The sequence below is a fragment of the Alterirhizorhabdus solaris genome (assembly GCF_007785815.1).
Classification (GTDB): Bacteria; Pseudomonadota; Alphaproteobacteria; order Sphingomonadales; family Sphingomonadaceae; genus Alterirhizorhabdus; species Alterirhizorhabdus solaris.
Genome location: NZ_VNIM01000018.1, coordinates 1 through 23,009 on the forward strand (window position 1 = coordinate 1; position 23,009 = coordinate 23,009).

20 protein-coding genes are annotated in these 23,009 nt (G+C 70.6%); 6 read left to right on the plus strand and 14 right to left on the minus strand.

Annotated elements, in window-relative coordinates:
• The 3 genes from FOY91_RS06330 to moaB all read left to right on the plus strand — a co-directional run.
• Positions 1-369, plus strand: a 369-nt coding sequence (locus tag FOY91_RS06330) for a uracil-DNA glycosylase family protein (protein WP_275265938.1), incomplete at its 5' end; no start/stop codon positions are given.
• Complete coding sequence (locus FOY91_RS06335; RefSeq protein WP_145149253.1) at positions 366-2,120, plus strand: lytic transglycosylase domain-containing protein; 1,755 nt, start codon at positions 366-368, stop codon at positions 2,118-2,120. The genes FOY91_RS06330 and FOY91_RS06335, both read left to right, overlap by 4 nt.
• Before the next feature lie 5 nt (positions 2,121-2,125).
• Positions 2,126-2,653: a molybdenum cofactor biosynthesis protein B gene (gene moaB / locus FOY91_RS06340; protein ID WP_145149255.1), complete on the plus strand. Its 528-nt coding sequence runs from the start codon at positions 2,126-2,128 to the stop codon at positions 2,651-2,653.
• A 4-nt stretch (positions 2,654-2,657) separates the two neighbouring features.
• Here moaB and FOY91_RS06345 read toward each other — a convergent pair whose 3' ends face one another.
• A complete protein-coding gene (locus FOY91_RS06345) occupies positions 2,658-3,293 on the minus strand; it encodes a retropepsin-like aspartic protease family protein (RefSeq protein WP_145149256.1) in 636 nt (211 codons plus the stop codon).
• A 93-nt stretch (positions 3,294-3,386) separates the two neighbouring features.
• On the opposite strand from FOY91_RS06345, the gene FOY91_RS06350 reads away from it, so the two are divergent.
• Positions 3,387-4,454, plus strand: coding sequence for a PA0069 family radical SAM protein (locus FOY91_RS06350; RefSeq protein ID WP_145149257.1), 1,068 nt, complete (start codon positions 3,387-3,389; stop codon positions 4,452-4,454).
• Between the two features lie 17 nt (positions 4,455-4,471).
• Here the strand turns inward: FOY91_RS06350 and dnaE are convergent, their stop codons facing one another.
• The 8 genes from dnaE to FOY91_RS06390 form a co-directional block, all read right to left on the minus strand.
• Positions 4,472-7,978, minus strand: coding sequence for a DNA polymerase III subunit alpha (dnaE, locus tag FOY91_RS06355; protein WP_145149258.1), 3,507 nt, complete (start codon positions 7,976-7,978; stop codon positions 4,472-4,474).
• Positions 7,979-8,155: 177 nt separating this feature from the next.
• Positions 8,156-8,926 carry an exodeoxyribonuclease III gene (xth, locus tag FOY91_RS06360; RefSeq protein ID WP_145149259.1) on the minus strand — a complete coding sequence of 257 codons (771 nt, stop codon included), beginning with the start codon at positions 8,924-8,926 and terminating at the stop codon, positions 8,156-8,158.
• Between the two features lie 52 nt (positions 8,927-8,978).
• Complete coding sequence (locus FOY91_RS06365; protein ID WP_145149260.1) at positions 8,979-9,188, minus strand: hypothetical protein; 210 nt, start codon at positions 9,186-9,188, stop codon at positions 8,979-8,981.
• A gap of 67 nt (positions 9,189-9,255) precedes the next feature.
• A complete protein-coding gene (gene erpA / locus FOY91_RS06370) occupies positions 9,256-9,588 on the minus strand; it encodes an iron-sulfur cluster insertion protein ErpA (RefSeq protein WP_145149261.1) in 333 nt (110 codons plus the stop codon).
• An 82-nt stretch (positions 9,589-9,670) separates the two neighbouring features.
• Positions 9,671-10,429, minus strand: a complete 759-nt coding sequence (locus FOY91_RS06375; protein ID WP_145149263.1) for a M23 family metallopeptidase — start codon at positions 10,427-10,429, stop codon at positions 9,671-9,673.
• Positions 10,430-10,524: 95 nt separating this feature from the next.
• Positions 10,525-11,358 carry a ferritin-like domain-containing protein gene (locus FOY91_RS06380; RefSeq protein WP_145149265.1) on the minus strand — a complete coding sequence of 278 codons (834 nt, stop codon included), beginning with the start codon at positions 11,356-11,358 and terminating at the stop codon, positions 10,525-10,527.
• On the minus strand, positions 11,348-11,851 hold the full coding sequence (locus FOY91_RS06385; protein WP_145149328.1) for a peroxiredoxin: 504 nt from the start codon (positions 11,849-11,851) through the stop codon (positions 11,348-11,350). Before FOY91_RS06385 ends, FOY91_RS06380 begins: the two co-directional genes overlap by 11 nt.
• An 11-nt stretch (positions 11,852-11,862) precedes the next feature.
• On the minus strand, positions 11,863-14,553 hold the full coding sequence (locus FOY91_RS06390; protein ID WP_145149267.1) for a bifunctional [glutamine synthetase] adenylyltransferase/[glutamine synthetase]-adenylyl-L-tyrosine phosphorylase: 2,691 nt from the start codon (positions 14,551-14,553) through the stop codon (positions 11,863-11,865).
• 127 nt (positions 14,554-14,680) lie between these two features.
• Here FOY91_RS06390 and FOY91_RS22575 point away from each other — a divergent pair, with 127 nt between their 5' ends.
• Positions 14,681-14,809, plus strand: coding sequence for a hypothetical protein (locus FOY91_RS22575; protein WP_275265939.1), 129 nt, complete (start codon positions 14,681-14,683; stop codon positions 14,807-14,809).
• Positions 14,810-14,880: 71 nt separating this feature from the next.
• On the opposite strand, the gene eda is transcribed toward FOY91_RS22575, so the two are convergent.
• The 5 genes from eda to FOY91_RS06415 all read right to left on the minus strand — a co-directional run bounded on the left by eda (position 14,881) and on the right by FOY91_RS06415 (position 21,549).
• A complete protein-coding gene (gene eda, locus FOY91_RS06395) occupies positions 14,881-15,498 on the minus strand; it encodes a bifunctional 4-hydroxy-2-oxoglutarate aldolase/2-dehydro-3-deoxy-phosphogluconate aldolase (RefSeq protein WP_145149269.1) in 618 nt (205 codons plus the stop codon).
• Positions 15,495-16,466 (minus strand): glucokinase, encoded by a 972-nt coding sequence (gene glk, locus FOY91_RS06400; RefSeq protein ID WP_145149271.1) that lies wholly within the window; start codon positions 16,464-16,466, stop codon positions 15,495-15,497. Before glk ends, eda begins: the two co-directional genes overlap by 4 nt.
• A 28-nt stretch (positions 16,467-16,494) precedes the next feature.
• Entirely contained in the window at positions 16,495-18,318 is a 1,824-nt protein-coding gene (edd, locus tag FOY91_RS06405) for a phosphogluconate dehydratase (RefSeq protein ID WP_145149273.1), read from the minus strand.
• Positions 18,319-18,357: 39 nt separating this feature from the next.
• Positions 18,358-19,815, minus strand: coding sequence for a glucose-6-phosphate dehydrogenase (gene zwf / locus FOY91_RS06410; RefSeq protein WP_145149275.1), 1,458 nt, complete (start codon positions 19,813-19,815; stop codon positions 18,358-18,360).
• Between the two features lie 129 nt (positions 19,816-19,944).
• A complete protein-coding gene (locus FOY91_RS06415) occupies positions 19,945-21,549 on the minus strand; it encodes a GMC family oxidoreductase (protein ID WP_145149277.1) in 1,605 nt (534 codons plus the stop codon).
• A gap of 291 nt (positions 21,550-21,840) precedes the next feature.
• Between FOY91_RS06415 and FOY91_RS06420 the strand changes: the two genes are divergently transcribed.
• Positions 21,841-23,004, plus strand: coding sequence for an efflux RND transporter periplasmic adaptor subunit (locus FOY91_RS06420; RefSeq protein WP_145149278.1), 1,164 nt, complete (start codon positions 21,841-21,843; stop codon positions 23,002-23,004).
• Positions 23,005-23,009 lie beyond the last annotated feature (5 nt).

Below are 23,009 nucleotides of genomic sequence, written 5' to 3' on the forward strand. Positions count from 1 at the left end.
CTGCTGGACAGGATGCTGGCGGCGATCGGCCGCGATCGCGCGTCTGTCTATCTCGCCAGCCTGCTGCCGGCCCGCCCGGTCGGCGGGCGGATCGACCCTGCCGTCGCCGCCCCCGCGCTGGCACTGGCGAAGCGCCACGTCGCGCTGGCCGCGCCGCGGCTGCTGCTGCTATGCGGCGACGATGCCACCCGCGCGCTGCTCGGCAGCGGGGTCGCCGCCGCGCGCGGCCGGATACATGATCTTAACCATGACGGCGTAAAAGTACGCGCCGTCGCGACCTTCCACCCCTGTCGCCTGCTCGAACATCCGATGCAGAAGGCCGGCGCGTGGCAGGATCTGCAACTGCTGCTGGGGGAATACGAGCGATGATTCGCAAGCTGTTGGCCGCCGCCCTCCTGCTCGGCGCCGCCGCCCCTGCGCTGGCGGTGGCGCCGGTCGCACCGCCCGCCGCAGCCCCTGCCGCCGCGATCCCGGCGCAGCTCGATGCCGCCGCACGCGACAATTACCGCGCGGTTTTCGCCGCCATGCGCGCAGGCGACTGGTCGTCCGCCGCCGCCCGGCTCGATGCGCTGCCGGACGGCCTGCTCACCCCCTTTGCCCGCGCCGAGCTGTACCTCGCCAAGGGATCGCCCGCGATCGAGGCCGAACCGCTCGTCGCGCTGCTCAATCAGGCGACCGATCTGCCGCAGGCCGCCCGCCTCGCGGCGCTCGCCCGCAAGCGCGGCGTCGAGTCGGTCCCCACGCTGCCCTACGAAAACGAACTGAAGCGCATGTCCGGCGCGCCCCGCCGCCAGTCGGCCCGCTCGATCAAGAGCGACGCAATCGCGATGACATTGTCGGCACAGGTCGTGCCGCTCATCAAGGACGACCGCCCGAGCGAGGCGGAAACGCTGCTGCTCGCCGTGGAAAACCAGCTGTGCGCCGAGGCGCAGACCGAGTGGCAGCAGCGCATCGCCTGGTCCTATTTCCTCACCGGCGACGATGTTTCCGCCCGCCGCCTCGCCGATCGCGCGCGCACCGGCATGGGCGAATGGGCGGTGCAGGCGGACTGGGTCGCCGGCCTCGCCGCGTGGCGCCAGAAGGATTATGCGGCCGCCTCACAGGCCTTCACCGCCGTCTCGTCGCGCGCGCGCGATACCGAGATGACCGCCGCCGGCCTGTTCTGGGCCGCCCGCGCCGATCTCGCCGCCGGCCAGCCGGAAAAGGTGCAGGCCCGCCTGCGCTCCGCTAGCCGCCTGCCCGAAACCTTCTACGGCCTGCTGGCCGGCGGCGCGCTGGGGCAGGCGCTGCCTCCGCAGGCCGCCGCTCCCGCCTTCCGCGAGGCCGACTGGTCCGCCCTGTCGACCCGCCGCAACATCCGCGTCGCCGCCGCCTTGTCGGAAATCGGCGAGAATGCGCTGGCCGACACCACCCTGCGCCATCAGGCCCGCATCGGCGCGATGCGCGATCACGAGGCGCTGCTCCACCTCGCCGCCCGGCTGAACCTGCCCTCCGCCCAGATCTGGCTCGCGCAGAACGGCCCGGCCGGCGCCAGCATGTCGGCCGGCGCGCGCTACCCCGCGCCTTCGTGGACACCGCGCAGCGGCTGGCGCGTCGACAAGTCGCTGGTGTTCGCCCACGCCCTCCAGGAATCGCAGTTCCGCGCCGATGCCGTCAGCCCGGCCGGCGCGCGCGGGCTGTTGCAGGTGCTGCCCGGCACCGCCCAGCTGATCGATCGCCATCGCGGCTCCAGCTTCGGCAGCAACCTCAGCGATCCCACCGTCAACATCGAATATGGCCAGGCCTATATGGAGGAGCTGCGCGACGGCGGCGGCACCGGCGGCCTGCTGCCCAAGGTGATCGCGGCCTACAACGCCGGCCCCGGCTCGGTGATGAAGTGGAACGACCGCCGCCGCGACGGCGGTGATCCGCTGCTGTTCATCGAATCGATCCCGTTCGCCGAGACGCGCGGCTACGTCGCGATCGTGCTGCGCAACTACTGGATGTACCAGCGCGGCGCGGGCGTGAAATCGGATAGCCTGCGCGCCATCGCCCAGGGCATGTGGCCGCGCTTCCCCGGCCTGCCCGGCCGCACCGCCGTGCGCCTCGATTCGATCGGCGGCATCGCTGCGGCGGATTGAGCACGGTGCCCATCGACGAATCCCGCGCCTTCCTCCCCGTCCGCATCGCCGTCCTCACCGTCTCGGACACGCGCGGACTCGCGGACGACCGCTCGGGCGACACGCTCGTCGCCCGCCTCGAAACCGCCGGCCACATCCTCGCCGACCGCGCGATCGTGCGCGACGACACCGGCCTGATCGTCGCACGCCTCCACACATGGATCGACGACCCATCGGTCGATTGCATCATCACCACCGGCGGCACGGGAGTCACCGGCCGCGACGTGACGCCCGAGGCGCTGGCACAGGTGTGGGACAAGGAGATCCCCGGCTTCGGCGAGCTGTTCCGCTGGCTCAGCTATGCCACGATCGGCACCTCGACGATCCAGTCCCGCGCCACCGCCGGCGTGGCGCGCGGCACCTATATCTTCGCGCTCCCCGGCTCCACCGGCGCGGTGAGGGACGCATGGGACGGCATCCTCGCCTCCCAGCTCGACAGCCGCCACCGCCCCTGCAACTTCGTCGAGCTGATGCCCCGGCTGCTGGAGAAGTAGCGGATCAACCGTCCTTCTGCGGATGATGCGGCACCAGCACCAGCGTGCGTCCCTCTACCCGCCACGATTGCAGCCGCGAGAGGAAGTTCATCCCGATCACGTTCGTGTCGCCGAACGCGGGCGAGACGACCACCGCCAGATCGCGCGCCACGATGTTGCCCAGCCGCAACTCGCCGATCTCGCCCGATTTCGCCTCGATCGTGCCGTTGGCCGTGCGGATCAGCAGTGGAAACGGTTCCGGTTTCACCTCCAGCCCGGCACGCGCCGCCGTGTCGGTGGAGATCGCCGTCACCGTCGCGCCGCTGTCCACCAGCATCCTTTGCTCGATCCCGCCGAAGCGTACCTTCGCCCAGAAATGCCCGTCCTGCGACATGGCGATCCGTACTTCCTCGCCGACCACCTCCTGCCGGTCCAGTTGCAGGAATCTGGCCACCGAGCCGAGATACGGGTCGAGCCGCGCGCGCTGGTCGATGGCGAAATACAGCCCCGCGCCGATCGCAAGCCACACCAGCAGGTTCACCACCGGCCCGATCACCGGCACCCGTCGCAGCACCAGCAATGCCACGAGCGCGACCGGGATGATGATGGCAAGCGGCTGGTTCGCCACGAAATCGGGTATCGTCACTGTCTCATCTTTCATCGCGGCGTCATCGCACGCCTGCGATGTATGCACGCCTGCCGCCGATCCAACCCGGCGTCTTGCGTTATCGTTCCCGATATGTTCTCATGCCGCATGATCGAGCATGGCAGAGGGGCGACCGCCAACCGCGCCAGCCAGCGGTTCAACCTTCCCGCACGCGAGGAGGACGGCGACTGGCTGGACGAACGCGACGCCATCGACGGCGGCCCGCCGCGCCTGCGCACCACCGTCACGGTGGAACAACCGCGCACGATCATCACCCGCAACCAGTCGCCCGACATCGGCTTCGATCGCTCGATCAACCCCTATCGCGGCTGCGAGCATGGCTGCGTCTACTGCTTCGCCCGGCCGACCCACGCCTATCTGGATCTGTCGCCCGGTCTCGATTTCGAATCACGCCTGTTCGCCAAGCCCGATGCCGCCGCCCTCCTCCGCGCCGAGCTGAGCCGCCCGTCCTACCGGGTCGAACGGATCGCGCTCGGCACCAACACCGATCCCTACCAGCCGATCGAGGGCGACTGGCGGATCACCCGGTCGATCGTCGAGGTGCTGGCCGATACCCGTCATCCGCTCACGATCACCACCAAGTCCGATCGGGTGGTGCGCGATGCCGATCTGCTCGGCCGCATGGCGGCGGACGGGCTGGCGGCCGTCGTCCTGTCGCTCACCTCGCTCGATCCGCAGACCGCGCGCACGCTGGAGCCGCGCGCGCCCCACCCGCGCCGCCGCCTCGCCGCGATCCGCGCGCTGACCGACGCCGGCGTACCGACCTACGTGTCGCTCGCCCCCGTGATCCCGGCGATCAACGATCACGAGATGGAGGCCATCCTCGCCGCCGCCGCCGAGGCGGGGGCGCTCGGCGCCTTCTTCCTGCCGGTGCGGCTGCCGCACGAGGTGGCGCCGCTGTTCCGCGCCTGGCTCGACGCGCACCATCCCGATCGCGCGGGGCGGGTGATGGCGATCATCCAGTCGATGCGCGGCGGGCGCGACAACGATCCCGATTTCCACAGCCGCATGAGGGGGCAAGGGCCGTGGGCCGACCTGCTCCGCACCCGCTTCACCATCGCCCGCCGCCGGCTCGGCCTGGGCGGCATCGGCATCCCGCTGCGTTGCGACCTGTTCGTGCCGCCGGAGAAGGACGGGCAGATGCGGCTGCTGTAGCGGTCCGCCGCGCCCGGCTAGGACACCAGCTCCAGCTTCGCCTTCGCCGCGCGCAGCTTCGCCTGCATCCCCGGCACGCGCTCGATCCGTGCCGCCAGCTCGGCGTCGAGCAGGAAATCGCGACCGAGCAGCATTTCCGCTGTCCCGCCATCGGGCAACAGCGCGCGCAGCCGCATCTCGCCGCGCCCGCCACGTGCCGCGCCGATGATCGCCGCCACCCGCTCGATCGCGTGCGGGTCGTCAGTTTCCAGCTCCAGCACCAGCTTCGCGTTGCTCGCCAGCGATTCGAACGGCTGCACCCGCCGCACCGTCACGCGCGGGGTTTCCTCGCCCTCGCGGCGGTCCAGCTCTACCGTCATCAGCGCGCAGCCGCCCACCTTGGCCGCCGCCTCCAGATCCTCGGACACCTCGTCGTCGAAACAGGTCGCGACGAACTGGCCCGAGGCATCGCTCAGCGTCGCCATCAGGTAGCGCCGCCCGCGTGCCGAGGTGCGCCACTTCGCCTCCTCGACCAGCGCCGACATCGATACGGTGGGGGCGGCGGGGCGACCGCTGGCGCTCCACTCGCCGCGCGGTTCGGGCGGGGCGATCGGCAGCGAGGCGAGTTCCGAAAAGGTGAGCGCGCCGTGGCCGGAGGCGAGATGCTTGTAGCGATCGGTCGGATGCGCCGAGAAGTAGAAGCCAAACGCCTCCTTCTCCGCCGCCATCCGCTCGGCGATCGACCAGTGCTCCGCCGCCGGCAGCCGCACATGCGCGTCGCCCCCGGCGTCGCCGCCGAACAGCCCGCCCTGCCCGCGCTCGCGATCTCCCGTGATCCGCGATGCCTCGGACAGGATCGTCTCGGCCCCGGCGAACACGCGCGCCCGCTCCGGGCTGATCCCGTCGAACGCGCCCGCGCCCGCCAGTGCCTCCAACTGCCGCCGGTTGAGCAGTTTCGGATCGACGCGCCCGGCAAAGTCGTCGAGGTCGGCGAAGCGGCCCTTGGTGCGGCGCTCCGTCACCAGTTGCTCCATCGCCTTCTCGCCTACGCCCTTCAGCGCGCCGAGCGCGAAGCGGACGCCGCCATCCTCTACGGAAAACTCCGCCTCGCTGGCGTTGATGCACGGGGCCAGCGCCGGCACCTCGGCGCGGCGCATGTCGTCCACCCACACCGCCAGCTTGTCGGTCAGCGCCATGTCGTAGCACATCGACGCCGCGAAGAACTCGGGCTTGTGGTGCGCCTTCAGCCATGCCGTCTGGTAGGCGATCAGCGCATAGGCGGCCGCGTGGCTCTTGTTGAAGCCGTAGCCGGCGAACTTGTCGATCAGATCGAACAGCTCGTTGGCCTTGCCCGCCGGGATACGGTGCGCGGTCGCGCTGCCTTCCACGAAGATCGCGCGCTGCGCATCCATCTCCGCCTTGATCTTCTTGCCCATCGCCCGGCGCAGCAGGTCGGCGCCGCCCAGCGTGTAGCCGGCCAGCACCTGCGCCGCCTGCATCACCTGCTCCTGATACACGAAGATCCCGTAGGTCTCCTTCAGGATCGGTTCGAGCAGGGGGTGCGGATAGGCGATCTCCTCCTGCCCGTTCTTGCGCCGGCCGAACATCGGGATGTTGTCCATCGGCCCCGGCCGGTAGAGTGAGACGAGCGCGATGATGTCCTCGAAACAGGTCGGCTTCACCGCCGCCAGCGTGCGCCGCATCCCCTCCGATTCCAGCTGGAACACACCCACCGTGTTGCCGCTCTGGAGCAACTCGTACACCGCCGGATCGTCCCATTCGAGCGTGTCGAGGTCGATCTTCACGCCCCGCAGCGCCAGCATCTGCACGGCTTTCTGCAACACCGACAGCGTCTTGAGGCCGAGGAAATCGAACTTCACCAGCCCCGCCCCCTCGACATATTTCATGTCGAACTGCGTGACCGGCATGTCCGATCGCGGATCACGATACAGCGGCACCAGCGCATCGAGCCGCCGATCGCCGATCACCACGCCCGCCGCGTGGGTGGAGCTGTGGCGCGGCAACCCCTCCAGCTTCATCGCCAGATCGAGCAGGCGTGTGACCTGCTTGTCGTTCTTATACTCGCCGTGCAGCTCCGAAACGCCGTCGATCGCGCGTTTCAGCGTCCACGGGTCGGTCGGGTGGTTGGGCACCAGCTTGGCGAGGCGGTCGACCTGGCCGTAGCTCATCTGGAGCACGCGGCCGGTATCCTTCAGCACCGCGCGCGCCTTCAGCCGCCCGAAGGTGATGATCTGCGCCACCTGATCGCGACCGTATTTCTCCTGCACGTAGCGGATCACCTCGCCGCGCCGCGTTTCGCAAAAGTCGATGTCGAAATCCGGCATCGAGACGCGCTCGGGGTTGAGGAATCGCTCGAACAGCAGGCCCAGCTTCAGCGGATCGAGATCGGTGATCGTCAACGCCCACGCCACGACCGAGCCGGCGCCCGATCCACGCCCCGGCCCCACCGGAATGTCGTGATCCTTGGCCCATTTGATGAAGTCGGCGACGATCAGGAAATAGCCGGGGAAGCCCATGCCGACGATCACGTCGCACTCGAACTGCAGGCGCGCGAAATAGGCCTCCCGGTCCACCGACCCGGTCATCTTTGCCAGCCGCGCCTCCAGCCCGGCGGCGGCGTCGCGGCGCAGCGCCTCGGCCTCGGCTTCGCGATCGCCGGCGAGGCTCGGGAGGATCGGCTTGCGGCTGGGCGCATCCACCGCGCAGCGTTGCGCCACCACCAGCGTGTTGGCGATCGCCTCGGGCACGTCCTCGAACAGGCGCGCCATCTCGTTCGCCGGCTTCAGCCACGCCTCGGGCGAGGAGCAGGTGCGGCCTTCGGTTTCGAGATACGACGATGACGCGATGCATAGCATGATATCGTGCGCGGCATGGAAATCAGGCTCGGCGAAGCAGGCCGGGTTGGTCGCGACCAGCGGCAGGTCGCGCGCATAGGCGAGGTCGATCAGCGCGCCTTCCGCCCGTTCCTCCGCCTCGTTGCCGCGCCGCGCCAGCTCGATATACAACCGTTGCGGGAACAGCGCCTCCAGCCGCGCGAGATAGGCGGACGCCGCCTCCGCCTGCCCCGCCGCCAGCAGCCGGGTGACGGCGCCCTCGCCCGCCGCGGTCAGCGCGATCAGCCCGTCGGTGCGCCCTTCCAGCGCCTCAAGCGAGACATGCGCGTCCTCGTGCACCGGCCGGCCGAGGTGGGCCAGCGAAACGAGCGCGCACAGATTGTCGTAGCCCGTCGCATCCTGCGCGTAGAGCGCCAGCCAGTCGAGCGTGAGCGCCTTGGCGTCCCGATCCCCACCGCCGCGCTGCGGCCGCGCCACCCCCAGCAAGGCGGCGATGATCGGCTGCACGCCGTCCTTCTTGGCCGCCTCCGAAAAGGCCATCGCACCGTACAGCCCGTTGCGATCGGTGATCGCCGCCGCCGGAAAGCCCAGCTTGCGGGCATGCTTGGCCACCGCCTTCGGGTCGATCGCCCCTTCCAGCATGGTGTAGGCCGAGAAAATACGGAGCGGAACGAAGGGGGCGTGGGGCATCACCCGACTATGGGGTGCGACGAGGATTCGGCCAAGCCGTGATGTGCCCATCACACCCTCGCGCCCCCGGCCTCGTTCCGGGGTTGACCGGGATTCGGGCGGTCACAATCGAGGCGGCGCTCGCGGCGATGAGGCTCCCGGCACAGGGCCGGGGTGACCGACCTCCCGGTATTCACCCTACCGCAGCACGATCCATGTCGGCGCGTGGTCGCTCGCCTTCTCCTTGCCACGCGTGGCCTTGTCCACGCCGGCATCCACCAGCCGGTCCGCCGCCGCCGGGCTGAGCAGCAGGTGATCGATGCGGAAGCCGGCGTCGCGCGCCCATGCCCCCGCCTGATAATCCCAGAAAGTGTAGAAGCGCCCGGCGGGGTGGCGCGCGCGGATCGCGTCCGTCCAGCCCGCCGCCAGCAGCGTGCGGAACGCGGCGCGGCTTTCCGGCTGGGTCAGGGCATCGCCCGCCATCGCACGCACGGAGAAGGTGTCCTCGTCCTGCGGGATCACGTTATAGTCGCCGGCCAGCACCACCGGTCGCTCGCCCGCGTACAGGTCGGCGGCGTGGTGCCGCAGCCGCTCCATCCAGGCGATCTTGTAATCGAACTTGGGGCCCGGCTGGGGGTTGCCGATGGGCAGATAGATCGAGGCGATCGTCACCCCGTCCACCACCGCTTCGAGGTAGCGGCTGTGCGCGTCATCGGGATCGCCCGGCAGGCCGCGTGCCGTCTCCTCCGGATTGCAACCGCGCGCGAGGATGGCGACGCCGTTGAACCCCTTCTGCCCGTGCCACACCGCGCCATAGCCGGCGCCGGCGATCTCCCCCACGGGGAAGATGTCATCGGTGCATTTCAGTTCCTGCAGGCAGGCGACATCCGGTTTCGTCTCGTCCAGCCACTCGAGCAGGCGCGGCAGGCGCGATCGGATGCCGTTTACGTTGTAGGTCGCGATCTTCATGGGCGGGACGTTAGCGGGCCGGCACAGGGCCGGCCAGCCCGCGCGGGCGCCGTCAGGCCGGCTTTTTCGCCGCCGCCTTCTTTGCATAATGATGGTGCACCGCCACGCAGCCGGCGGCCGCGCCGGCCAGCGCATGCCCCTTGCCGACATAAGGGCCGCCCCCCCCGCCGGCGATCGCGCCACGGATACATCCCTTGGCATAGGCCGGGCCGGCCCCCGCCAGGACAAGGGCAGCGATCGGTAGCAGCATCACGGAACGCATCGGAACTCTCCATGCCAGACAGGACGACGTTCCGGCGACATGCGCTGCCCGCACGGTGCCGAAGGGATCAGATCGAGAAGCTCGATCCGCAGCCGCAGCCGGAGGCCGCGTTGGGGTTGGTCACGCGAAAGGCCGCGCCACCGAGCGACTCGACGAAATCGACGGCGGCCCCCTGAACGAGGTCGAGGCTCATCGGATCGACGACCAGCGTCACGCCGTCGCGCTCCGCCACCATGTCGTCCGCCTCCACGGTGTCGGCAAGGCCGAAGCGGTACTGGAAGCCGGCGCATCCGCCACCATCCACCGCCAGCCGCAGAATCGCGGGCTTGCCCTGTTTCTGTGCGATCGCGGCGACGCGCTTCGCGGCGGAGGGGGTCAGGTCGAGGGCTGGTTGGGACATGGACAGGAGATAGGCGTGCAAAAGGCCGCCGGCAATGCCGACGGCCTCTCTCCTCCCCCGTTTGCCGGGTATTCCTGGTCGATCAGCTTTCCGGGCCGCCCAGCGCCAGCGGCGCGGTGACGCGCGGGCCGCTGCGGTTCTGCATGGCGACGAGATAATCGGCCGACTGAAGGAACGGCACGGGGTTCACCGCGCGCCCGTCGAGGCGGACTTCATAATGGAGGTGACTGCCGGTTGAGCGGCCGGTGGAGCCCATCAGCGCGATCAGATCGCCGCGCTTCACCAGATCGCCGGGATGAACGATGATCTTCGACAGATGGCCGTAGCGGGTCGCGATGCCACGCCCATGATCGAGCTCGACGAGATTGCCGTAGCCGTTGGCCCATTCGGCGCGACCCACCACGCCATCGGCGGTGGCATAGATCGGCGTGCCGATCGGCCCGGCCAGATCGATGCCGGCGTGCATCGCGGCGCCGCCACGGAACGGATCGGATCGCACGCCGAAACCGCTGGTGAAGGCGACGCTGGTGCGGATCGGCTTGGCGGACGGCACGGAGATGGTGCCCTGCCGGATCACGCCCGGCTGAAAATCGTCCTGCTTCTTCCACGAGAGGAACAGCGAGCGGAACTGCGGATCGGCGTTGCCGATGGTGCTGGTCGGGGTCAGCGACTCATAAGGGCCGCCCTCGGCGACTACCTTGCGGGCGGTTCGTCCACCGGCCTCGGCGGGGGCGGCGGCGACCATGGGCACGGCGGCGAACAGCAGGGCGAGCAGAGCGGGGCGCGAGAGGCGGCGGAACTTTTCCGCCATTCCGGCTTTGAACTTCTGCGTCAACGTCATGCAATCCCCCAGTGACCTGGCATGGCCCGATGTCGTCCCTGTGAGGATCGCACCGAGCCAGAATATGTAGTCGACCGCGAGATTTGCCCTCCCCGCTACGTCGTGAATGCTCCGTGCGTGAAGCGTTCCACATCGACAAGCCCGTCGTAGAACGCACGGGTCAGACCGGCAGACGACCGCGACGAGTCGTTGAACGGTGGCTTAACGGCCCCGGCGAAGCCCTCCCCCACCAGCCGCCGCCATGTCGGCACGACCGCCGCGCCCCTGTCGCCGCACAGCGATTCGAACCAGCGTACCCCGGCCGCGACATGCCCTACCTCGTCGGCGAGAATGCGGCGCAGCACCCGGCCCGAGGCCTGATCGCCCGCCGCCTCGAACCGGGCGATCATCATCGGCGTCACGTCCAGCCCGCGCGCCTCCAGAACCATCGGCACGATCGCCAGCCGCGCGAGCGGATCGTGCGCCGTGGCCGCCGCCGCCGCCCACAGGCCGTCGTGCGCGGGCAGATCACCATAGGCCGCGCCCAGCGCACGCAGACGGCGCGCGACGATGGCGAAATGCATCGCCTCCTCCGCCCCCACCGTCATCCAGTCGTCGGTGAAGGCCCGCGGGAACAGCCCGCCGAACCGTGCGACCATGTCGAACGCCAGGTCGATCGCGACATATTCGATGTGCGCGACGGCGTGCAGCATCGCGATCCGCGTGCGCGGGCTGCCGGCGCGGCCGCGCTTGGGCATCCGCGAGGGCGGGAGCAGCTCTGGCCGGTCGCCGCGCGCCGGCCGGTCCGGCACGGCCACGTCGAACCGCCAGTCGAGCCGGCCCGCCCGCCACGCGCGCGCCGCCGCCCGCGCCGCCTTCACCTTGTCGCGCGGATCGGCCGCCAGCAGCACGCCGCACGCCGCCGCCGCGACGCTGGTGTCAGCCGGCATGAGGTTCGTGGTGCCCCTTCAACGCGCGTGCCGCCTCCAGCACCGCCTCGGCATGGCCCGGCACCTTCACCTTTCGCCAGACCCGCGCGATGCGGCCATCGGCGTCGATCAGGAAGGTGGCGCGGTCGATGCCCATGTATTTCTTGCCGTACAGCGTCTTCTCACCCCACGTGCCGAATGCCTCGCACGCGCTGCCATCCGCGTCTGTCGCCAGAGACACGGTGAGGCCGTGCTTGGCGATGAACTTCGATTTGCCGGCCGACGTACCCTTCGACACGCCGAGGATCGAGGCCCCCTCCATCTCGAACGCCGCCTTCAAGGCGGAGAAGTCGAGCGCCTCGGTGGTGCAGCCGCTCGTGTCGTCCTTGGGGTAGAAGAACAGAGCCAGCGGCCGCCCGCGCATCGCCGACAGCGAAAGCGCGCCGCCGTCCGGCGTTTCCAGCGTCACCTCCGGCGCAAGGTCGCCTTCGTTCAGGGTTGTCTCGTCCGCCATCATCGTCTCCATCAATCCGCCACGCGCGCCCATTCGGCCGCGATCGTCGCCCGCGCCTTGGCATAAGCGTCGAGCAGCGCCGGCCAGTCCGCCTGTCCGCACGCCTGCGCCACCAACGCCCGGGAGGCTTCGGGCGGTTCCCCCAGCCCCGGCGACACCAGCCGCAGCGTCACCAGCATCCGCACCAGCAGCGCATAGGCCTCGGGCAGCGCGGGCGTCACCAGCCCCGCCGCCACCAGCGCGGCCAGCGCCACGCGCATCCGCGGATCGACACCGATGCCGGTCGAGAGTTGCAGCACCTGCACGGTGAACTCGCAATCGACCAGCCCGCCGCCGATCAGCTTCACGTCCAGATCGCCCGCCGCCGGCTTGTGCCGCGCGATCTCGCCGCGCATCTTCACCGCGTCGGCGAGCAACGTGGCGCGGTCGCGCGGGCGGCGCAGCGTCGCCTCGATGATCCGCGCCACCTCGCCCCGTGCCGCCGCCGAGCCGAACACCGGCCGCGCACGGGTGAGCGCCATATGCTCCCACGTCCACGCGCTCGTCCGCTGATACAGCGCGAAGCTCTCGGTCGAGACGGCCAGCAACCCCTGCCCGCCCGAGGGCCGCAGCCGCGTATCCACCTCGTACAACGGGCCGGAGGCGGTCGCGACGCTCAGCGCCCCCGTCAGCCGCTGCCCCAGCCGGTTGAAATACTGCGTCGCGCCCAGCGGCTTGCGGCCATCGGACTCGGTCAGATGGTCACCGGTGAACAGATAGACGAGGTCGAGGTCGGAGGCATGGGTCAGCGCCGCGCCACCCAGCCGCCCCAGCGCCAGCACAACCAGTTCGCTTTTTGGCAGCTCGCCGCCCGGCACCCGCCCATGCGCCGCCTCGAACTCGGCGACGGTGGCGTCGCCCAGCGCCGCGATCGCCGCCTCGGCCACGCGGGCATAGCCCTGCGCCACCTCGATCGGGTCGCTCGCCTGTTCCACCAGCTGTACGCCCAGCGCGAACCGCCGCTCGCCGACGTGCTGGCGCGCGCGATCGAGCAGCGCCTGATAATCGTCCCCGGCCTCGCGGGCGGCGAACTCGGCCGCCAGCGTCTCGACCGATCCCGGCGGATCGAACGCGGTGGCGTCGATCAGCCCGTCCAGCAACGCCGGCCGCCGCGCCAGCGCCTCGGACAGGGCCGGCGCGTGGACCAGCACGTGCGTCAGCAGCCGCGCCAGCGCCGGGCGCGCCTCCAGCAGGCGGAACAGGTTGATCGCGCTCGGCAGGCGGGCGACGATATCGTCGAAGCGGTTCAGCGCCACATTGGGGTCGGGCGCCTTGCCCAGCGCCGCCACCAGCGCGGGCAGCACCGCCTCCAGCGCGGCCACCGCCGCCGGCGTCCGCAGCGCGCGCATCCGCCCGGCGCGCCAGCCCTCGATCCGGGCGCGCGCCGCTGCCGGATCGGGGAAGCCCGCCGCCGCCAGCGCCCCATCGAGCAGCGCGGCATCCTGCGACAAGCCTTCTGGCCGGTCGACGTCGAGCGAGTCGTAGGTGTCGCCGACCCGCTCGACATGCGGGCGCAGCAGATCGACGAGCGCGTCGCCGTCCGCCAACCCGTGCAGCGCCGCCACATTGTCCAGCGCCGCCGGATCGCGCGGCAGGCTGTGGGTCTGCTGGTCCGCCACCATCTGCAACCGGTGCTCGATCGTGCGGTAGAGCCGGTAGGCGTCCGCCAGCGCCGTCGCCTCGTCCGCGCCGATCCGCCCCGCCGCCGCCAGCGCCGCCAGCGCGTCGAGCGTGGCGGGCGCGCGCAGCGCCGGCTCGCGCCCGCCGTGGATCAACTGGTGGATCTGGGCGAAGAACTCCACCTCGCGGATGCCGCCGCGCCCCTTCTTCAGGTCGAAGCCGGGGCCGAGCCGCTGCCCCTGCGCGGCATGATCGCGGATCCGGCGCGAGATCGCCCGCACCTCGCGCACCGCACCGAAATCGACCGCGCGCCGCCATACGAACGGTCGCACCGCATCGAGGAACCGCCGGCCCAGCGCCACATCCCCCGCCGCCGCCCGCGCGCGGATGAACGCCGCCCGTTCCCACGGCAGCGCCGACGATTCGTAATAACTCAGCGCAGCATCCACCGGCAGCGCCAGCGGCGACGCCTCGGGCGAGGGGCGCAGCCGCAGATCCACGCGCAGCACATAGCCGTCGCCGTCGCGCGACTGGAGCAGTTCCACCACCCGCCGCGCGATCCGCACCGCCGCCTCCACCGGCTCCTCGCGCGCGCGGCGCGGCAGCGTCTCGGGGTCGAAGATCAGGATCGGGTCGATATCGGAGGAGTAATTCAGCTCGCGGCTGCCATGCTTGCCCAGCGCCAGCGCGGCGAAGCCCGTGGGGGCGGCATCAGGATAACGTTCGGCCAGCGCGGTACGGATCGCCAGATCGAGCGCGCGGTCGGCGAAGGCGGAGAGGGTCGCCACCACCGTCTCGAACGGCATGATCCCGGCAAGGTCGCCGATCGCCACGGTCAGCGCCAGCGCCTGCCGTTCGCGCCGCAGGGCGCGCGCCACCCGGTCCGGCGTTTCAGCCGTTTCCCGCCCGGCAGCCAGCGCGCCGGCAAAGTCCCCGGCTTCGATCAGCGCGACGACCTCGGGGCGCTGGGCGATGATCTGCCGCAGGAAAGGGGCGTGCGCCGTCGCACGGCCCAAGGCAGCGGCAATCGAGGGGTCGGGCAACTGAGTCACGCCTCGTAAATAGCCCCATGATGCCCCGGCACAAGCAAATGGAAACTTAGATCAACCTGAGCGTTCAACCGCCATGCAGCCACATCCCACCCCTCTTACGCCGGAAAGGACCGCCCGGATGAATCCCGAGACCGTGACCATTCCCCAGGAGCATGCAGGGGTCGGTGCAGCATTGCGCGCCGCCTTCCAGCAACGCGTCCCGACCCTGCCGAACGAACTCGCCGTACTGATCGACAAGCTCCGCTGATAGACGGGTCGTCGCTTCAGGCGACCCCACACCCAGACCACTGCGGTGTCGATCCACGCGAGTGATCGATCTCAGCGGGTTGCCAGTGCCGCCGCTTCCCGCGCCCGCGCCTCGATCGCCGCCACGTCTGGCGCGCCGGCGGGCACCAGCCAGCTTCCCCCCACGCACGTCACCGCCGGGATCGCCAGCCAGTCGGTCGCGCTTGCCTGCGTGATGCCGCCGGTCGGGCAGAAGCGCGCTTCGTGGAACGGTGCGGCCAGCGCCTTCAGCGCCTTGGTGCCGCCCGCCGCCTCCGCCGGGAAGAACTTGAAGCGGGTCAACCCCAGATCCAGCCCCAGCATGATGTCCGCCGCATTGGCAGTGCCCGGCAGGAACGGAATGCCGCGTTCGATGGCCGCGCGCCCCAGCCGTTCGGTCAGCCCGGGGCTGACGATGAAGCGTGCGCCCGCCGCGACGGCGGCATCAAGCTGCGCCTCGTTCAGTACCGTGCCCGCGCCCACCATTGCACCCGGCACCTTCGCCATCTCGGCGATCACCTCCAGCGCGGCCGGCGTGCGCAGCGTCACCTCCAGCGCGGGCACGCCGCCCGCCACCAGCGCCTCGGCGATCGGCCGGGCGTGGGCCGCATCCTCGATCACCAGCACCGGAATCACCGGCGCCAGCGTCATCACGGTTTCGATCGCGCTCATCGTTCATGCTCCTCGGCGAATGCGGCGGCGGCGCCCAGCAGGCCAGGCTGCGGATGGGTAATCAGCTTGACGGGGATCTGCGCCATCCGCCCCTCGAACCGCCCCTTGGCACGGAAACGCGCGGAAAAGCCCGATCGTGGCAGATGGTCGGCGATGCGCAGGCCAAGGCCGCCGGCGATCACGACGCCGGTGCCTCCCTGCGCCAGTGCCAGATCGCCCGCCACCGCGCCGAGGCTGAGGCAGAAGCGATCGAACGCGGCGGCGGCGAGGCTGTCGCTGCCTTCGAGCGCCGCCGTCCACAACGCCTTGTCGTCGAACGGGGCGATGCTACGCCCCTCGATCCCGGCAAGCGCCTCATAGATGTTGGCCAGGCCCGGCCCGGACACGATCCGCTCGATCGAGACGCGGCGATAGCGGCTCCGCAACCGGTCGAGGATCTGCTCCTCCAGCGTGTCGAGCGGGGCGAAGTCGATATGCCCGCCCTCCGTCTCGATCACATGCGCGCGCCCGCCGCGCCGCAACAGCGCCGCGACGCCCAGGCCCGTGCCGGGGCCGACGATGGTGACGACGCCCTCCTCGTCCAGCGGTCGCTCCGGCCCGCACAGGTGGCGCAGGTGGTCCGGCCCCACCTGTGCCACCGCGTGGCCCACCGCGCCGAAATCGTTGACCAGCGTGAAGGCGTCGACGCCCAGCTTCGCTGGAATCAGCGCGGGGCGAATGATCCACGGGTTGTTCGTCAGCTTCAGCACCTCGCCCTGCACCGGGCAGGCGATGGCGATCCCCGCCGCGCGCGGCAGCGGCCGGCCGATGCCGGTGGCGAACGCCTCCCACGCGGTCTGGAAGCTGGCGTATTCGGCTGCCTTCAACGTCGTCTCGCCGTCCAGCGACAGCACCCGCCTGCCCTCGACCGTGGCGATGGCGAAGCGGGCGTGGGTGCCGCCGATATCGACGGCGACGATCTCGGTCACGCCGATCTCTTTCACGCGACGCCCCCCGTCACGCGACGCCTTCCATCGCGGCCAGCATCGCCGAACCGCCGCGCTCGGCGGTGTCGGCGCCGTGGCGCATGAAGGCGAACAGCTCGCGCCCGGTGCCAAGCGGCGCGGGCGGCGTCGGCGCATCCTCGCGCGTGGCCCATTCCTCGGCCGGCACCAGCACGTCGAGCGATCCCGTTTCGCCGCACAACCGCACGATGTCGCCGTCACGCAGTTTCGCCAGCGGCCCGCCGCCCAGCGCCTCGGGGGAAACGTGGATCGCGGCGGGCACCTTGCCGCTCGCACCGGACATGCGCCCGTCCGTCACCAGCGCCACGCGATAGCCCTTGTCCTGCAACACGCCCAGGGGCGGGGTCAGCTTGTGTAGTTCCGGCATCCCGTTGGCGCGCGGCCCCTGGAAGCGCACCACCACCACCACGTCGCGCGCCAGCTCACCCGCCTTGAACGCGGCCAGCACCTCGTCCTGATCGGCGAACACGCGGGCGGGCGCCTCGATCGTCCAGCGCGACGGATCGACCGCGCTCGTCTTGAAGGTGCCACGCCCCAGATTGCCCTGCACCAGCCGCATACCGCCATCGGGCAGAAACGGGTTCGTCGCAGGGCGCAGCATCGTCTCGTCCAGCGGCGCGGGCGGGGCAGGATCATAGACCAACGCCTCCTCGTCCAGCCGAGGGTCGGCGGCGTGGTCGCGCAGGCAACTGCCGGCCACCGTCAGGATGTCGTCATGCAACAGCCCGGCATCCAGCAGCGTCGCCATCACGTAGCTCATCCCGCCGGCCGCCTGAAAATGGTTCACGTCGCCCGATCCGTTGGGGTACACCCGCGCGATCAGCGGCACCGCGCCCGACAACCGGTCCAGATCCTCCCAGTCGATCACGATCCCCGCCGCGCGCGCGATGGCCGGGATGTGGATCGCGTGGTTGGTCGATCCGCCCGTCGCCAGCAGGCCGACGCAGGCGTTGACGATCGCCTTCTCGTCCACGCACAGGCCCAGCGGCCGATAGTCGCCGCCGTCCCCGCCGATCGCGGCGAGGCGGTGGACGGCGGCGCGCGTCACTTCCTGCCGCAGCTTCGTGCCGGGGTTGAGGAAGGCGGCGCCCGGCATGTGCAGGCCCATCACCTCCATCATCATCTGGTTGGAGTTGGCCGTACCGTAGAAGGTGCAGGTGCCGGCGCCATGATAGGAGGCCGCCTCCGCCTCCAGCAGTTCGGCCCGCCCCACTTTCCCTTCCGCATACAGCTGGCGGACGCGCTGCTTTTCCTTGTTGGCGAGGCCGGAGGGCATCGGCCCGGCGGGGATCAGGATCGCCGGCAGATGGCCGAAGCGCAGGGCGCCGATCAGCAGGCCGGGCACGATCTTGTCGCAGATGCCGAGCAGCGCCATGCTCTCGAACATGCCGTGGCTCAGGCCGATGGCGGTGGACAACGCGATGGTGTCGCGGCTGAACAGGCTCAGTTCCATGCCGGGCTGCCCTTGCGTCACCCCGTCGCACATCGCCGGCACGCCGCCCGCGACCTGTGCGGTGGCCCCCACCTCGCGCGCCCACAGCTTCATCCGGTCCGGGTAGCCGGCATAGGGCTGATGCGCGGACAGCATGTCGTTGTAGGCGGTGACGATGCCGATGTTCATCGCGCCACCGCCCCGGATCGCCGGCTTGTCCTCGCCCGAGGCGGCAAATCCGTGGGCCAGGTTGCCGCACGACAGCCGGTTGCGCTCGCCCCCGCCGGCCCGCGCGCGCTCGATCAGGTCGAGGTAGCGCGTGCGCGTCGGCCGGGATCGTTCGACGATACGCGCGGTGACCTCGGCGATACGGGGGTCAGTCATGCCCGGTCTCCGTCATGCGCGGTCCCGTCATGCCCAAGCTCAGTCATGCCACGTCACTCCGTCGCGCTCGGTCAGGCCGATCGCCGCCGATGGCCCCCATGTACCCGCCGCATAGGGGCGCGGTTCCATGCCGTTGGCTTCCCAGCCGGCGCGGATGCCGTCGATCCACTCCCACTGCGCCTCCACCTCGTCACGGCGCACGAACAGCGTCGGGTCGCCCTCGATCAGGTCGAGCAGCAGCCGCTCGTAGGCGATCCGTCGCCGCGTATCGGCAAAGGCGTCGGCCATGCCAAGGTCGAGCGGCACCTCGCGCAGGCGGATGCCGTCGCGGTCCAGCCCCGGCTTCTTGGCCATCACCAGCAGGCGGATCGTCTCCTCCGGCTGCAGGCGGATCACCAGCTTGTTCGGCTGCACCACCGCGCCCTTCGAGGCGAAGATCGAGTGCGGCACGCCCTTGAACTGGATGAAGATCTCCGAGTGACGCGCCGGCAGCCGCTTGCCGGTCCGCAGGTAGAAGGGCACGCCCTTCCACCGCCAGTTGTCAACATGCGCCTTGATCGCCACGAACGTCTCGGTGCCGGAAGGCCTGCCCAGTTCCTCGGCATAGCCCGGCACCACCGCGCCGGAAACGGCGCCCGCGCCATATTGCCCGGTCACGGTATGCGTCGCCGCCTCGTTCGGCCCGATCCGGCGCAGCGAGCGGAAGATCTTCACCTTCTCGTCGCGCACCGCCGTCGCGTCGAACTGCGCGGGCGGCTCCATCGCCACCAGCGCCAGCAGTTGCAGCATGTGGTTCTGCACCATGTCGCGCAGCGCGCCGGCGCCGTCGTAGAAGCCGACGCGCCCTTCCAGCCCCACCGTCTCGGCGACGGTGATCTGGACGTGATCGATCCCCATCGCGTTCCACTGCGGCTCGAACAGGCCGTTGCCGAAGCGGAGCGCGAGCAGGTTCTGCACCGTCTCCTTGCCGAGATAATGGTCGATCCGGTACGTCCGCCCCTCGGGGAAGACGGCGGCCACCGCGTCGTTGATGACGCGCGACGAGGCCAGGTCGGTGCCGAGCGGTTTCTCCAGCCCGATCCGCACGCCCTCCCCCGCCAGCCCGGCGGCCGAAAGCCCGGCGATGGTCGGCTCGAACAGTTGCGGCGCGGTGGAGAGGAAGATCGCCATGTCGCCGGTGCGCGGCCCCACCGCCTCGGCGAGGGTGGCGAACTGCGACGGATCGGACGCATCGACCGCCACGTAGCGAAGCCGGCCGATGAACCGCTCGACCGCCGCCGGCTCCAGCTGGGCAGCATCGACGAACTGGTGCAGCGCCGTGTCCGCCGTCTCGCGGAAGGCGGCCTCGTCCATCTCGCTGCGCGCGGTCGCCACGATCACCAGATCGGCCGGCAGCAACCCGTCGGCGTCGAGCCGATAGAGCGACGGCAGCAGCATCCGCCGCGAGAGATCGCCGGTCGCCCCGAACAGGAGCAGTGCGTTTGCCGCGCGGGCCATCCATGTCCTCCACTTGCCGGCGACGATGCGCCGCGTCGCCAAGCTATGGGGAGCCACGCCGGCTGGCAACGGTGCAAGACGAACGGCGCGACGGCGATCGCCGTCGTCGACGTCGAAGGCGTACCGCGATCAGCGACGATCCCGCAGCAGCATGTCCGCGCCCTTTTCCGCGATCATCACGGTCGGCGCGTTGGTATTGCCGGAGGTGATCGACGGCATCACCGAGGCATCGATCACGCGCAGCCGCTCCACGCCATGCACCCGCAGGCGCGGATCGACGACGGCATCCGCCCCCCGCCCCATCCGCGCGGTGCCGACCGGGTGGAAGATGGTCGTGGCGATATCCCCCGCCGCCCGCGCCAGCGCGTCTGCCCCCTGATGCTCGGGGCCGGGGCGGAACTCCTCCGGGCGATATCGCGCGAGCGGCGCCTGCGCCACGATCCGCCGGGTCAGCTCGATCGATTCCGCCGCCACCATCCGGTCGCCGGGGGTGGCAAGATAATTGGGCCGGATCGACGGGGCCGCGCCCGGCTCGGGCGAGGCGATATGCACCGATCCCCGGCTTTCCGGCCGCAGGTTGCACACGCTGGCGGTGAAGGCGGGGAACGGATGCAGCGCCCCGCCGAACGCATCGAGGCTGAGTGGCTGGACGTGATATTGCAGATTCGCCGTCTCCACCCTGTCGTTCGACCGCGCGAACAGGCCGAGCTGACTCGGCGCCATCGACATCGGCCCGCGCCGGAACAAGGCATATTCCGCGCCGATCAGCGCCTTGCCCAGCAAGGTCGCCGACCGCATGTTGAGCGTGGCGACGCCGGCGACGCGATAGGCGCAACGGATCTGGAGATGATCCTGCAAATTCTCGCCCACGCCCGGCAGATGCGCCCGCGTCTCGATGCCCAGCGCCGCCAGCCGCGCGCCGTCGCCGACGCCGGACTGTTCGAGCAGCGCGGGCGAGCCGACCGCGCCCGCCGCCAGCACCACCTCCCCCGCCGTCGCCAGCATGGCCACGCCGTCGCCGGTGGCGAACACCACGCCGGTCGCCCGCCCCTGATCGGTGGCGACGCGATGCACCGTGGCACCCGTCACAACCTGAAGGTTTGCTCGTTTCAGCGCAGGGCGCAAAAAGGCGCGCGCACTGCTCCACCGCCAGCCGCGCCTCTGGTTGACGCGGAAATAACCCGACCCCTCATTGTCGCCGCGATTGAAGTCGTCGATCGGGGGGATGCCCGCCGCCTCGGCCGCGTCGCGGAAGGCATCGAGGATGTCCCACCGCAGCCGCTGCGGCTGGACGTGCCATTCGCCGTCCGTGCCGTGATGCTCGTCCGCCCCGCCGAAATGGTTTTCGGATTTCAGGAACCACGGCAGCACGTCGTCCCAGCCCCAGCCCTCGTTCCCCGCCTGTCGCCAGCCGTCGTAGTCCCGCGCCTGCCCGCGCATGTAGATCATGCCGTTGATCGAGGAGCTGCCGCCGAGCACGCGGCCCCGGGGATAGTTCAGCGCGCGGCCGTTCAGCCCCGCCTCCGCCTCGGTGCGGAAACCCCAGTCGGCGCGGGGGTGGCCCATGCAGTAGAGGTAGCCGACCGGCACGTGGAACCACAGCCAGTCGTCCTTGCCGCCCGCCTCCAGCAGCAGCACGCGATTGCGCGGGTCGGCGCTCAGCCGGTTGGCCAGCACGCAGCCGGCGCTGCCCGCGCCCACGACGATATAGTCGAACTCGCCGAACACCCGCATCGCGCCTCGCCCCGGCCGGCATGGCCCGCAGCGCAGGAATAGCCCCGGCACCCGCCGAGGCAAGGCCGATCGCCGCTACCGGCGCGACTCGGCGCGGGCCAGTCCGATAGTTGCACTGCCGAAAAGACCTGGAAAATCGGCTTTGAGGCTCGCTTCATCCCGTTTGTGCGACGCAACACGCCGCAACCGATTGCGAACCGCTGGCAACAATTGACACAGAGCCGATGGCCCCATAGCCCAGCCGACGATGCCGCCCGTTCCCCCCGACGGCCGGCCCGATGGAATCCGCCGTTGAAGCGCCTGCTGCTGCCGACATTGCCGCTCCTTGCCCTGCTCGCCGCCTGTGGCGCCGAGAAGGAGGAGCGCGCCAAGCCGATCCCCGAAGCCGGCTTCATCGTGGTGAAGACCGAGCGCGTGCCGCTGGCGATCGAACTGGCCGGACGCACCTCCGCCTACGAGACGTCGGAGGTCCGGCCACAGGTTTCCGGCCTCATCAAGCAGCGGCTGTTTACCGAGGGTACGCTCGTGCGCGCCGGGCAGACGCTCTACACGATCGACCCGAGCCTCTATCGCGCCGCCGCCGCCGAGGCACGCGCCAACCTGGCCAGCGCGCAGGCCGCGCGCGTGGCGGCGGCGGCGCGGGCCGAGCGCTATCGCCCGCTCGCCAATATCGAGGCCGTGAGCAAGCAGGATCTGTCCGATGCGCAGGCCACCGCCGGGCAGGCGGCGGCACAGGTGGCGCAGACCCGCGCCGCGCTGGAAACCGCCAACGTCAACCTGCGCTTCACCCGCGTGCCCGCGCCGATCAGCGGCCGCATCGGCCGCTCGCTCGCCACGGTCGGCGCGCTCGTCACCTCCGGGCAGACCGATCCGCTGACGACGATCCAGCGGCTCGACCCGATGTTCGTCGATATCCAGCAGTCGAGCGCGGACCTGCTGGCGTTGCGACGGTCTCTCGCGGCGGGCGGCGTCGTGCCGTCCTCAGCCACGGTGCGGCTGAAGCTGGAAGACGGCAGCGACTATGCCCTGCCCGGCCGCGTCGAGTTCGCCGAGCCGGTGGTGGATACCACGACCGGCTCGGTCACGCTGCGCGCCACCTTCCCCAATCCCAACGGCCTGCTGCTGCCGGGCATGTACGTGCGCGCGCAGCTCTCGCAGGCCACCGCCACCGATGCCATCCTCGTGCCGCAGGCCGGCGTGTCGCGCGATCCGCAGGGCCATGCCACGCTGCTGCTCGTCGGCCCGGGCAACAAGGCGGTCTCGCGCGCGGTGCGGACGGAACGCACGGTCGGCGACAAGTGGCTGGTGACCGGCGGGCTGAAACCCGGCGAGCGCGTAATCGTGGAGGGGCTGGGGCGGATCAAGGCCGGGCAGGTCATCCGCCCGGTCCCCGCCGGCTCGCCCCCGCGCCCGGCGCCCGCCAAGGCGACCGACGCCAAGCCGCAGGGCCGCTAGCGCCC